13 protein-coding genes are annotated in these 12,260 nt (G+C 71.3%); 10 read left to right on the plus strand and 3 right to left on the minus strand.

The window, feature by feature from the left end:
- Window positions 1-131: 131 nt before the first annotated feature.
- Window positions 132-1,001, plus strand: a complete 870-nt coding sequence (gene folP / locus LADH09A_RS17890; RefSeq protein ID WP_238646536.1) for a dihydropteroate synthase — start codon at window positions 132-134, stop codon at window positions 999-1,001.
- Between the two features lie 67 nt (window positions 1,002-1,068).
- Here the strand turns inward: folP and ndhC are convergent, their stop codons facing one another.
- On the minus strand, window positions 1,069-1,446 hold the full coding sequence (gene ndhC, locus LADH09A_RS17895) for an NADH-quinone oxidoreductase subunit A (protein ID WP_088986508.1): 378 nt from the start codon (window positions 1,444-1,446) through the stop codon (window positions 1,069-1,071).
- 130 nt (window positions 1,447-1,576) lie between these two features.
- Between ndhC and LADH09A_RS17900 the strand changes: the two genes are divergently transcribed.
- The 3 genes from LADH09A_RS17900 to LADH09A_RS17910 all read left to right on the plus strand — a co-directional run bounded on the left by LADH09A_RS17900 (window position 1,577) and on the right by LADH09A_RS17910 (window position 6,174).
- Window positions 1,577-3,004 carry a hypothetical protein gene (locus LADH09A_RS17900; RefSeq protein ID WP_238646538.1) on the plus strand — a complete coding sequence of 476 codons (1,428 nt, stop codon included), beginning with the start codon at window positions 1,577-1,579 and terminating at the stop codon, window positions 3,002-3,004.
- A 295-nt stretch (window positions 3,005-3,299) separates the two neighbouring features.
- Window positions 3,300-5,147 (plus strand): 2-oxoacid:acceptor oxidoreductase subunit alpha, encoded by a 1,848-nt coding sequence (locus tag LADH09A_RS17905; RefSeq protein WP_238646540.1) that lies wholly within the window; start codon window positions 3,300-3,302, stop codon window positions 5,145-5,147.
- A complete protein-coding gene (locus LADH09A_RS17910) occupies window positions 5,140-6,174 on the plus strand; it encodes a 2-oxoacid:ferredoxin oxidoreductase subunit beta (protein WP_238646542.1) in 1,035 nt (344 codons plus the stop codon). Before LADH09A_RS17905 ends, LADH09A_RS17910 begins: the two co-directional genes overlap by 8 nt.
- Before the next feature lie 70 nt (window positions 6,175-6,244).
- Here the strand turns inward: LADH09A_RS17910 and LADH09A_RS17915 are convergent, their stop codons facing one another.
- Window positions 6,245-6,889 (minus strand): FMN-dependent NADH-azoreductase, encoded by a 645-nt coding sequence (locus LADH09A_RS17915; protein ID WP_238646544.1) that lies wholly within the window; start codon window positions 6,887-6,889, stop codon window positions 6,245-6,247.
- Window positions 6,890-6,971: 82 nt separating this feature from the next.
- Here LADH09A_RS17915 and LADH09A_RS17920 point away from each other — a divergent pair, with 82 nt between their 5' ends.
- Window positions 6,972-7,448, plus strand: coding sequence for a MarR family winged helix-turn-helix transcriptional regulator (locus LADH09A_RS17920; RefSeq protein ID WP_238646546.1), 477 nt, complete (start codon window positions 6,972-6,974; stop codon window positions 7,446-7,448).
- Window positions 7,449-7,536: 88 nt separating this feature from the next.
- Here LADH09A_RS17920 and LADH09A_RS17925 read toward each other — a convergent pair whose 3' ends face one another.
- Window positions 7,537-8,550, minus strand: a complete 1,014-nt coding sequence (locus tag LADH09A_RS17925; protein ID WP_238646549.1) for a potassium channel family protein — start codon at window positions 8,548-8,550, stop codon at window positions 7,537-7,539.
- Between the two features lie 167 nt (window positions 8,551-8,717).
- On the opposite strand from LADH09A_RS17925, the gene LADH09A_RS17930 reads away from it, so the two are divergent.
- The 5 genes from LADH09A_RS17930 to LADH09A_RS17950 all read left to right on the plus strand — a co-directional run bounded on the left by LADH09A_RS17930 (window position 8,718) and on the right by LADH09A_RS17950 (window position 12,158).
- Complete coding sequence (locus LADH09A_RS17930) at window positions 8,718-9,230, plus strand: SigE family RNA polymerase sigma factor (RefSeq protein ID WP_238646551.1); 513 nt, start codon at window positions 8,718-8,720, stop codon at window positions 9,228-9,230.
- A gap of 11 nt (window positions 9,231-9,241) precedes the next feature.
- The gene (locus LADH09A_RS17935) at window positions 9,242-10,360 is read left to right on the plus strand and encodes a hypothetical protein (protein ID WP_238646553.1); all 1,119 of its coding nucleotides are present in this window, start codon (window positions 9,242-9,244) and stop codon (window positions 10,358-10,360) included.
- A 114-nt stretch (window positions 10,361-10,474) separates the two neighbouring features.
- Window positions 10,475-10,972 (plus strand): helix-turn-helix domain-containing protein, encoded by a 498-nt coding sequence (locus tag LADH09A_RS31955; protein ID WP_308194607.1) that lies wholly within the window; start codon window positions 10,475-10,477, stop codon window positions 10,970-10,972.
- A gap of 136 nt (window positions 10,973-11,108) precedes the next feature.
- The gene (locus LADH09A_RS17945; RefSeq protein WP_238646555.1) at window positions 11,109-11,705 is read left to right on the plus strand and encodes an ATP-dependent Clp protease proteolytic subunit; all 597 of its coding nucleotides are present in this window, start codon (window positions 11,109-11,111) and stop codon (window positions 11,703-11,705) included.
- A 102-nt stretch (window positions 11,706-11,807) separates the two neighbouring features.
- Window positions 11,808-12,158, plus strand: coding sequence for a DoxX family protein (locus tag LADH09A_RS17950; RefSeq protein WP_238646557.1), 351 nt, complete (start codon window positions 11,808-11,810; stop codon window positions 12,156-12,158).
- The last annotated feature ends 102 nt before the right edge of the window (window positions 12,159-12,260 follow it).

The raw sequence follows: 12,260 nt of genomic DNA on the forward strand, positions 1-12,260 counted from the left end.
GCCAGGAGCGACCCCGCCACCCGTCCCGATCATGATCGGTACGGACTCCCGCCCACGGTTCTGCTCCGTCGACCGACTAGCGTCGGGACCGGCCGACGCGGCGGCGACGGCGCGGACTCTCAGGAGGCGGCATGGCCGGGGCGCTTCGGCTGGGTGGGCGCACGTTCGCCCCCGGCGAGCTGGTGGTGATGGCGATCGTCAACCGCACGCCGGACTCGTTCTTCGACCGGGGGGCCACCTTCGCCGCCGACAGCGCCCTGCGCGCGGTGGAGCGGGCGGTGGTCGAGGGCGCGGCCATCATCGACATCGGCGGGGTGAAGGCCGGCCCCGGCGCGGACGTGGGCGCCGCCGAGGAGATCCGGCGCACGGTGGACACCATCGCCGCCGTCCGGGCCGCGTTCCCGGAGGTGGTCATCTCCATCGACACCTGGCGCGCCGAGGTGGCGACGGAGGCCGTGGCGGCCGGCGCCGACCTGCTCAACGACACCTGGTCGGGTGCCGACCCGGCGCTGGCCCGGGTGGCCGCGCAGACCGGCGCGGGTCTGGTCTGCTCACACGCCGGCGGCCTGGTCCCCCGGACCAGACCGCATCGGGCCGCCTTCGACGACGTGGTCGCCGACGTGGTCGCGACGGTGACCGGGCTCGCCGAGCGCGCGGTGGCCGCAGGGGTACGCCCCGACGGCATCCTCATCGACCCGGCCCACGACTTCGGCAAGAACACCCGGCACTCCCTGGAGATCACCCGCCGGCTGGGCGAGCTGACCTCGACCGGCTGGCCGGTGTTGGTGGCGCTCTCCAACAAGGACTTCGTCGGCGAGACGCTGGACCTGCCGGTGGCCGAACGGTTGGAGGGGACGCTGGCCGCGACGGCGGTGTCGGCCTGGCTGGGCGCCCAGGTATTCCGGGCCCACCAGGTCGGCCCGACCCGCCGCGTGCTGGACATGGTGGCCTCGATCCGGGGTGACCGCCCGCCGGCGGCGACCCGCCGGGGCCTGGCCTGACCGGTCGTCGCCGTAACCGACCGCGAACGGTCGGGCAGGCCGGCACGATCGCCGGAGGTCGCGGCGCTCAGGTCCAGCGGAGGATGTTCCTGCGCCAGGCATAGAGGATGCCGAGGGCGAGCACCGCCACGAACACCGCCATCTCCACCACCGTCACCAGGCCGAAGCCCGGCCGGTCGAAGACCACCGCCCAGGGGAAGAGGAACACCGCCTCGACCGCGAACAGCACGTACAGGTACGCGTAGACGTAGTAGCGGATCTGCATCTGCGCCCAGTCCGCACCGACCGGGTCGAGCCCGCACTCGTAGCTGGCCCGCTTGCCGGGCGGGTCGGCCGGACGCGCGGGACGTAACACCCTGTTGGCCGAGAACGCCGTAACGAAGAACAGGACGCTGGCGAGCAGCAAGAGCCCGAGCGTCGCGTACGAGCCCAGGTATCCGGTCACAGTTCGGGAGCCTACCGTCCGCCCGGAAGTGTCGTCCCAAACACGTTACGGATTTGTTTCCAGACGGGACTAGTGCACCGGGGCAACTGTTACCGAATACTGGACCCCCACCCACCGCACCGGAGGACAGATGGCCCGCGTGAAGGCACCGCCCGGTCTCCGGGCGGAGGTGCGGCGTTCCGCGCCCTCGCTGGCGGCCGCGCTCGCGCTCGGTCTGCTCGCGGCGCTCGCCGTGGGACCGGCCTGGGCCAACGCGGCGGAGCCGGGGCCGGGGCCGGTCGTGGCGGTGACCGACCCGGTCAGCGAACCGGAGGCCACCGAGACGCAGGATCCCACCCCGACCGAGGAACCGACGGACCCGCTGCCGACCGACCCGGCACCGGAGACCACCGCGCCCGCGCCGGAGACGACGCCACCGCCACCGGTGACCACCGCCCCGGAGGTGCCGCCGGCACCGACCACCGGCGCGCCCGCGCCGGGCGGACCACCGACGGCCGTGCCCCCGGTCGCGCCGCCGCCCCCGGTCCCGCCGGTCCGCCCGCCTCCCCCAGGTTCGGCGGCGCCGCCGAACCCGTTGGGCGTCCAGGTCACCACCCAGGACGTCACCCTCCCCGAGGCCTACTGGAACACCGCCAGCACGGCCACCACGTTGCAGGTCACCGTCCACAACACCGGCACGACCGCACAGCGGATCCGGCTCTCGTACCGGCTGCCGGCCGGGCTGACCGACGTCGGAACGAAGGGCTGCACCGCCGCCGGTGACGGGACGTACCGCTGCGGGGCCTGGACAGCCGAGGCGGGCGTGCGGTTCAGCGCCCTGCTCCGCCTGCGGGTCGACGGCGCCGCGTGGAAGCAGATGCCGCTCGCCGGCTCCGTCCAGGTCGTGGCGGACGCGCCGGGAGTGCCGGGGGAGGCGACCGACGACCAGGGCTTCGCGGTGCTCTTCCCGCCCGGCCCGCCGGTGCCCGGGATCGATCTCGCCGCCGACGAGGTGGCCTTCGACATCAGCGGCGCTGCCAGCACCCTCGCGCTCCGGCTGGGCAACACCGGCGCGGTGGACGCCACCGGCCGGGTCGAGGTCGTGCTGCCGCCGGGGGTGACCGTTCCGACTCCACCGCCCGGCTGCGTGGCGGTCGACCCGACCCGCACCCGCTGCGACGCGGGCCTGCTGGCGGCGGGCAAGACCGCCGAGTTGCGGCTGCCGGTGGAGGCGACGCCGGAGGCCCAGCGGGAGGCGCCGCTGTCCGGGGCCGTGATCGGTCAACTCGATCCGCGTAGCGGCGCGACAAAGCAGGTCCAGATGAGCTTCCGGATCACCGCGGCGGCCGCGCTGGCCACGCCGGTGGTCTCACCGCCCGCGCCGACCGGCTCCCAGGGCGTACTCCCGGGGGGTGCCGCCGACGACGAGGGCGGAATGAGCTCGGTCCAGGGCACCGCGATCATCCTGATCGTGGTCTCCGCGCTGCTGGTGGTGCTCGCCCTCACCCTGGCCACGACCTCGCTGCGCCGCCGGCTCAACGGCCCGGCGCCCGGTCCCGCGCCCAACCCGGTCGACTGATCGCTCGGCGACCCCGGCCGCAGCCGGCCGGGGTCGCCGAAGTGATCCGGTGGTGATCTGAATTACGGCGGGCGCGGCGTAAGACCGCAAACCGGGGCAATCGTCGGGTAGTAGGGGTCCCAGTCGGCGGACCTCCGGGGATGGTTAGGGCTCCCTTAGACGTAGGCTCTCAAGTGAGGTACGACAGCGGCCGGACCAGCCTGGGGCGGTGCGGTGACACGTTGCGTCAAGGAGGTTCCGTGGGCGGGCAAGGCGAGGTTTTGCGAGCCCCGCAGTCGCGAACGAAGGTGGCACAGTGACCAAGCAGATCCGTCAACTCGACCGGGTGGTCATCCGATTCGCCGGTGACTCCGGCGACGGCATGCAGCTGACCGGCGACCGGTTCACCTCGGAGACGGCGCAGCTCGGCAACGACATCTCCACGCTGCCAAACTTCCCCGCCGAGATCCGGGCTCCCGCCGGCACCCTGCCCGGTGTGTCGAGCTTCCAGGTGCACTTCGCCGACTACGACATCCTCACTCCGGGCGACGCGCCCAACGTGCTGGTGGCGATGAACCCGGCGGCCCTCAAGGCCAACCTGGCCGACCTGCCGCGCGGCGCGGACATCATCGTCAACACCGACGAGTTCACCAAGCGCAACCTCGCCAAGGTCGGCTACCAGGCCAGCCCCCTGGACGACGACTCGCTGGCCGGCTACGTCGTGCACCCGGTGGCGCTGACCTCGATGACGGTCGGTGCGCTCGCCGCTCACCAGGTGTCCAAGAAGGACGCCGAGCGGTCGAAGAACATGTTCGCCCTCGGCCTGCTCTCCTGGATGTACTCCCGGCCCTTCGAGTCGACGCTGCGCTTCCTGGAGCGCAAGTTCGCGGCCCGTCCGGAGCTGGTCGCGGCGAACGTCGCCGCCTTCAAGGCCGGCTGGAACTTCGGCGAGACGACCGAGGACTTCGCGGTCCGCTACGAGGTCAAGCCAGCGAAGATGAAGCCGGGCACCTACCGCAACATCACCGGCAACGCGGCGCTCTCGCTGGGGCTGGTCGCCGCCGGGGTCCGGTCCGGGCTGCCGGTCTTCCTCGGCGCGTACCCGATCACGCCCGCCTCCGACATCCTGCACGAGCTGAGCAAGCACAAGCGCTTCGGCGTTCTCACCGTGCAGGCCGAGGACGAGATCGCCGCGGTCGGCGCAGCGCTGGGCGCGTCGTACGGCGGCTCGCTCGGCGTGACCACCACCAGTGGCCCCGGTGTGGCGCTCAAGAGCGAGACGATCTCGCTCGCGGTGGCGCTGGAGCTGCCGCTGGTGATCGTGGACGTGCAGCGCGCCGGCCCTTCGACCGGAATGCCGACCAAGACCGAGCAGGCCGACCTCAACATGGCGCTGTACGGCCGGCACGGCGAGGCTCCCGTCGCGGTGATCGCGCCCCGGTCACCGTCGGACTGCTTCTTCGCGGCGCTGGAGGCGGCCCGGATCGCGCTGACCTACCGCACGCCGGTGATCCTGCTGTCCGACAACTACGTCGCCAACGGTTCGGAGCCGTGGCTGCTGCCCGACGTGGAGTCGCTGCCCGACCTGCGGGTCGAGTTCGCCACCAAGCCCAACGGTGACGACGGCACCACCTTCCTGCCCTACCTGCGCGACCCGGAGACCCTGGCCCGCCCGTGGGCGATCCCCGGCACCGCCGGGCTGGAGCACCGGATCGGCGGCCTGGAAAAGGCGGACAAGACCGGCGACATCTCCTACGACCCGGCCAACCACGACTTCATGGTGCGGACCCGGGCGGCCCGGATCGAGACGATTCCGGTGCCGGACATCGAGGTGGAGGACCCGGACGGCGACGCCCGGGTGCTGGTCCTCGGCTGGGGCTCGACGTACGGGCCGATCGGCGCGGCCTGCCGCGGGGTGCGCCAGCGTGGGCTGTCCATCGCCCAGGCACACCTGCGGCACCTCGCCCCGATGCCGGCCAACCTCGGTGAGGTGCTGCGCTCGTACGACAAGGTGGTCATCCCGGAGATGAACCTGGGTCAGCTCGCCCACGTCATCCGGGCCCGCTACCTGGTCGACGCGATCAGCTACAACCAGGTCCGCGGCCTGCCGTTCACGGCCGCCGAGCTGGAGACGACGCTGGAAGAGGTTCTGAAGAATGTCTGAGCCCATCGCCCTCAAGCTCACCGCGAAGGACTTCAAGTCCGACCAGGAGGTGCGCTGGTGCCCCGGTTGCGGTGACTACGCGATCCTGGCGGCCATCCAGCAGTTCATGCCGGAGCTGAACATTCCGCGGGAGCGCACCGTCTTCGTCTCCGGGATCGGCTGCTCGTCGCGCTTCCCGTACTACATGAACACGTACGGGATGCACTCGATCCACGGCCGCGCCCCGGCGATCGCGACCGGCCTGTCGGTGTCGCGGCCGGACCTGTCGGTCTGGGTGGTCACCGGCGACGGTGACGCGCTCTCCATCGGTGGCAACCACCTGATCCACGCGTTGCGGCGCAACGTCAACCTCAAGATCCTGCTGTTCAACAACCGGATCTACGGTCTGACCAAGGGTCAGTACTCGCCCACCTCCGAGGTCGGCAAGGTCACCAAGTCGACCCCGGCCGGCTCGGCGGACGCCCCGTTCAACCCGCTCTCGCTCGCGCTCGGCGCGGAGGCCAGCTTCGTCGGCCGGACCATCGACTCCGACCGGAAGCACCTCCAGTCGGTGCTGCGGGCCGCGGCCGAGCACGAGGGCTCGGCATTCGTGGAGATCTACCAGAACTGCAACATCTTCAACGATGGGGCGTTCGAGCAGCTCAAGGACCCGTCCACGCGGGACGACTACCTGATCCGCCTGGAGCACGGGCAGCCGATCACCTTCGGGGCCGACGGGCAGTTCTGCGTGGTGCACCCGCCGGGCGGCTTCGGCCTGGAGGTCCGGGAGACCAGCTCGGTCCGCCCGGAGGAGATCGTCGTGCACGACGCGACGGTGGCCGACCCGGCGTACGCCTTCGCGCTGTCCCGGCTGCCCGGCCTCGACCTGCGCAACACCCCGATCGGGGTGTTCCGCTCGGTGGACCGGCCGTCCTACGACAGCGTGGTGCAGAGTCAGCTCGCGGCCGCCAAGGCGACGGTCACCGAGACCCCCGAGCAGCAGCTCGCCGGCCTGCTGGGCAGCGGCGACACCTGGACGATCATCTGATCCGTCCGACCTGACGAGAGCGGCCGTCCCCGGTTCCGGGGGCGGCCGCTCTCGTCGTTCCGGCGCTGCCTCAGCGCTGGGCGGAAGCCGGCAGCCAGAGGTTGTCGATCTCCTTCTCGGTCGCCGCGAGGCTCGCCTCGTGCAGCGGGATCAGCTCGGCCATCGCCGGCACCGAGGGCGCGAGGGTCAGCTCGGTGCTGATGAAGCGCGGCTCCAGGCCGGTCATCGACAGGCCGTGCGGGAGCCACTGCTCCGCGTGGTCCCAGCCGTGACGCGGGGTGCCCTCGCCGTAGCCGCCACCCCGGGTGGCCAGCACCACGAACTCGCGGCCGGTGAGCAGGCCCTCCTGCGTCGTCGGGTCGTAGGTGAGGCCGGCGACGATCAGGTGGTCGACCCAGGCCTTGACGCTGCTGGGTGCGCCGTAGTTGTACAGCGGGAGGCCGAGCAGCACTACGTTGGCCTGCTTCACCTCATCGACCAGCCGCTCGCTGAGCTCCCAGGACTCGCGCTGGGCCGGCGTGTGCTGGTCCGGCGGCGTCATGCGGGCCAGGCCGCCCTCCGAGTCCAGGTGCGGCAGCGGTTCGGCGCCCAGGTCCCGGTAGGCGACGGTGCCGTCCGGGTGGGCCGCACGCCATGCGTCGACCGCGCGGGCGGTGAGCCGCCGGCTGACCGACCAGTCACCGCGGATGCTCGAGTCAATATGCAGAAGATGCATCATTCCTCCTTCAGGAATCGTTCGTGAGGCACCAACTATTTATAGCAGGCCGATGTTCCGTGAAGTCGGTAGACTGGGTCACATGTCCGCGCAGCCGCTCGACACCTCGGAGCACCGCTCGGGCGCGCTGCTGGACCATCTGGCCCGGCGGATGCGGCTGCGGTCGGAGTCGGTGCTGGCACCACTGGGGCTACGCCCCCGGCATCTGGTCGCTCTCACCGTGCTGCGCGCCGGCGGTGGCACTGGTCAACAGGCCCTCGCCACCATCCTGGAAATGGACAGCACCAACATCGTCGGGCTGCTCAACGACCTCGAAGCGAAGCAACTGATCGAGCGTCGGCGCTCACCCGAGGACCGTCGCCGACATGTCGTCGAACTCACCGAAGATGGGGCAAAACGCCTCAGCGAGGCCGAATGCGCCCTCGCCAGCGCCGAGAACGAGGTGCTTGGCGCACTGGATGCCACCGAGCGGGAGACGCTCTACGACCTGCTCCGGCGGGCCTCCACGACGCCGGTCAGCTGCACCGAGACGATCTGCGCCGCCGACGACGCCTGCTGACACCTCAGCCCGGCCGCCGTCCCATCGCGCCATCCGTTCGCCGCCTCTGCGCGGCAGGACGGTCCGGCGGTCGCCTCCGGCAGGACGGTCAGGCGGTCGTCGCCGACTGGGGGCGGTCGTCGCGCACGTGCACCAGCATGTCGCCGGTCTCGATCACCGCACCGGCCCGGTCGGCCAGGGTGACGACCTTGCCCCGCCGTACCAGGGCGATCACCAGTGACTCCAGCTCGCGTGGCGAGCGACCCACCTCGCTGCGCTCGGCTGAGCGCATGGCCAACGCCATGCCCTGACCGGGGGTGAGCAGATCCTCCACCACGTCGATCAGCGGCGGGGCCGAGGTGGACAGACCGAGGAGCCGGCCCGCGGTGGCCGAGGAGACGATCACGTGGTGCGCACCGCTCTGCTTGAGCAGCGGAGCGTTCTCCGCCTCCCGCGCCGCCGCGATGATCCGGACCTGCCCGGCGGTGAGCTGCCGTACCGTCAGCGCGACCAGCACCGAGGCGTCGTCACTGTCGGTCGCGATGATCACGGCCTTGGCGTTCTTGACGTGCGCCTCGTTCAGCACCGACGAGCGGGTCGCCGAGCCCTCGATCGCCACCAACCCGGCGGAGGTGGCCTGCCGCAGGGCGGCGGCGCTGCGCTCCACCACCACGATCCGCGAGCGGTCCAGACCGTTCTCCATCAGGGCGGAGACAGCGCTGCGCCCCTTGGTGCCGTAGCCGCAGATGATGACGTGGTCCTTCACGGCTCTCCTCCACCGCGACAGGCGACGGCCGGTCCGGTACTGCTCGGTCAGAACTTCCAGGGTGGTGCCAACCAGGATGATAAGGAAGATCACCCGGGCCGGGGTGATGAAGAGGACGTTGACCAGCCGGGCCGACGGCGCGGCCGGGGTGATGTCCCCGTAGCCGGTGGTCGAGAGCGACACGACCGCGTAGTAGAAGCAGTCGAGCAGGGTGAGGCCGTCCTCGTTGACGTCGCGGTAGCCGTCGCGGCCCAGGTAGACGGCGGCGACCACGGCGAAGACCAGGCCCAGGGCGGCGGCGAGCCGTAGGCTCAGCGCGCTCAGCGGGCCCCGGCGCTGCGCGGGGAAATGGATCACCGTCGAACCTGCCCCGCCACCGTCGCCTGCACGCCCACAACATAGCGGTTACGGCCCGCTTCGCACGTCCGGGTCGCTCGCGGACAACCGACACCGGTCTCGCACTCGACTACTGGACGACAACGACGAACCGGTGCAGGCCGGCAGACGGAGGGGGCGCGACCCTCGTGACGACCAGCGGCGGACGGCGAGCCGAGGCCGACGACGAATACACCGAGTACGTCCGGTCCCGAATGGTCCAGTGGCGACGCACCGCCTATCTGATGTGCGGGGACTGGGACCGGGGCGACGACATCCTGCAACGCGTGCTCACCGAGCTGTACCGCAACTGGGCGCGGGTCCGGCAGGCCGACCACCCCGACGCGTTGGTGCGCACCATGCTGCTGCGGCGGCTGATCGACGAGCGACGGTTGCGCTGGGCCCGGGTGCGGCTCGGCACCGCCCTGCCCGACGTGGCGGCCGCCGCCACCGACCCGACCGACCGGATCACCCTGGTCGGCGCGCTGCGGCAGGTGCCGCCGCGACAACGCGCGGCGCTGGTCCTGCGGTACTTCCAGGATCTCAGCGTCGAGGAGACCGCCCGGGCCATGGGCTGCACGACGGGGACCGTCAAGAGCCAGACCGCCAAGGGCCTGGCGACCCTGCGCACCCTGCTCACCCCCACCCTGACCGGCAACTGAGAGGAGCGACGATGCTGGACGAACGCCAGATTGGCGACCTGATGCTGACCGAGGTCGAATCGGCCGAGCGGCCCTCCGCCGTGCTGGACCTGCACCGGGCGATGACCACCGCACGGCGGCAACGCCGCCTCGCCCGGGGAACAGGTGCCGCGCTGCTGGCGGCGGCGCTGACCGTCGGCGGCCTCGTCGTCCCCGACCTGCTCACCCGGGACCGACCGCCGGCCCCCGTCCCGTTCGGCACGGCGCCCGCCGGTGCCCAGACGGGCCTGCCGGTAGCGCTCACCACGGTCGACCCACAGCGGGTGTACGTCCGGTTCGGCTGGCTGCCGGACGGACTGCGAGATCTCCAGTACCAGGCCGGACTGCTCCTCTCCGGCCCGGGTGTCTACCTCGGCGCGTCCAACGGCCGCAGCGACGACCAGCGGCAGTTCGTGGCCGTCTGGCTCCTCCCGAAGGGCGTGCAGCCGTCGGCACCCCAGCGGGACAGCGCTGAGCCAGCCGTGGCCGGCGACACCGCTGCCGGCCCGGAACTCAACGGCGGGCCCAGTGTCTTCGCCAGCTATTCCGGCGCCGAGAAGCCGGAGGCGATCCTGCGCTGGCGGTACGCCCCGGACGGATGGGCACAGGTCCGCGTGGTCGGGACCGGGTCGGACGTGCGGGGCACGGCGACGCAGGTCGCCAGGTCACTGCGCTTCGGCACCGACCCCGTCCCGATGCCGGCGACCGTGGCTGGCATTCCGGGGAACCTGCGGATGATCACGCTCGGCGTGAACGAGTCGCTGGACGAGCCCCGGTCCTGGTACGCGGGGTGGACCTGGACCTCGGAACCGGCCACCGTCGAGCCCAAGTGGCAGCGGGCCCGGACGCTGACCGTCGGCGTCTCCCGCTACCGCAACGTCACCGATCCGACCGACAAGGCGTACGTCGACCCGAACACCACCCTGGACGGGCACCGGGCACGGTTCGGTGGCGAGAACGGCAACGAGTCGCTGACCGTTTACGACGTGAACGGGGCGAACGTCAGCATCGACGACAGCGCTCTGCTTCCCACCGGCGGCACTCGGGCGCTCTACCCGGCGGTGACGCTGGTGGCGGAGCCGGCCAACTGGCACACCCACCTGCACCAATGAGAGCCCCGGGGCCCGCGCCGTCGGAGCGGCGCGGGCCCCGACGGGTCCGCCTGGACGGCCAGGGACGGGCATGATGAGGGTGAACGGAACGACGACCGCGAAAGTGAGGCCGGCATGTCGTTGCTGCGACGAGTCATCGGCGGAGTGCTCCGCCGCCACCGGCAGCGTCAGGGCCGCACGTTGCGCGAGGTGGCTGCGTCGGCCGACGTCTCGGTGCCCTACCTCTCGGAGGTCGAGCGGGGCCGGAAGGAGGCCTCGTCGGAGGTGCTGGCGGCGATCTGCCGAGCGCTCGGCATCAGCCTCGCCGACCTGCTCGGTGAGGCCCGCGACGATATGCGCCGGGTCGAGCCCCGCCTCCCGGCCGCGCCGCGCGCCGCGCTCACCCACCTGGAGCGGGTCGATGCGACTCGGCGCGAAATCGGCAACGCCACCCTGCTGGTGAGTCCACGTATCGGCGGCTTCGTCCTGCACCACGCGCCGGTGGCGAGCGAGCCGACCCTCAGCGTCGCCGGCAAAGCCTCCGTTGGTGGCTCGCGCCCCGGTCCGCGTACCGCCGCCCTGGCTGACAGCGCACAGACCCGGCTGGGCCCGCGGCGGCTGACCGCCGCGTAGGCCGCGTGGGTTCTGCCGTCGGCGGATCTGCCGGCGGCAGAATCACTGGGCCCGCCACCACCGCCGCGCGCACGCTGAAGGCGCCGGTCCCCCGGGCGGTCCCATCGCCCGCCGGCACGGTGGAAGGCGGCGGCACATGATCGAGTACGGCGTACGGATGCTGGACGGCGCACAGCCCTTTGGTGACCAGGTGTTCGAGCGGCTGCTGCGGGAGCGCATCGTCTTCCTCGGCACCGAGGTGACGGAGGAGTCGGCCAACCAGATCTGCGCGCAGATCCTGCTGCTCGCCGCCGAGGACGCCAACTCGGACATCTACCTCTACATCAACTCACCGGGCGGGTCGGTCAGCGCGGGCATGGCGGTCTACGACACGATGCGCTACGTCCGCAACGACGTGGCCACCCTGGCGCTCGGCTTCGCCGGCTCGATGGGGCAGTTCCTGCTCTGCGCGGGGGCGGCCGGCAAGCGGTACGCGTTGCCGCACTCGCGGATCATGATGCACCAGCCCTCCGGTGGAATGGGCGGAACGGCCTCGGACATCACCATCCAGGCGGAGAACATGCTGCACGTGAAGCGGACGATGCAGGAGTTGACCGCCCAGCACAGTGGACGAACGTTGAACGAGATCCAGCGTGACTGGGATCGGGACCGCTGGTTCACCGCCGAGCAGGCCCGCGAGTACGGCCTCATCGACCAGGTGCTCAGCCGAGCCGAGCAGCTGACGACGGCCTGAACCTCCGGATGCGGCACCGTCTGTGCGCCAGGTCACCGCGTCACCGGTAACAATCCGTCGGGCCAGCCCGTCCTTGAGGCAGAACAACCACAAGGGGGGCACATGTACGCCGCTTATGTCACGGTCACCATCCTCGCCTCGGTCTTCACCGGGATCGCGGCCGTCACCTACCTGATCGGCCACAGCTACCCGAAGGCCCAGATGGAGATGAAGCGCCTGCCGCTGTCCTGGATGCCACGGTTGGGCATTGTGTTGGCGGCCGGTTCACTGGGGCTGCTGGCCGGGTTCGCCGTGCCACCACTGGGGACACTCGCCGCAGCCGGCTTGGTGTTGTACTTCTTCGGCGCGCTCATCGCGCACCTGCGGGTGGGTTCCCGCCAGCTCGTGGGAGGGGTGGTGTTCCTCTCCACCGTGGTAGCGGCGCTGGTCCTGAATCTGGTCCACCACTGGTGATTCCTCCCTTCGCGGGGCCTTGCTGACGATCCGCGCACGGGTCAGTGCAGATCGGTGATCATGCGTAGTCTCTCCTCGTCCGAAACATCAGCGGGGGAGGCT

It is taken from the genome of Micromonospora cabrerizensis (genome assembly GCF_022230955.1).
Classification (GTDB): Bacteria; Actinomycetota; Actinomycetes; order Mycobacteriales; family Micromonosporaceae; genus Micromonospora; species Micromonospora cabrerizensis.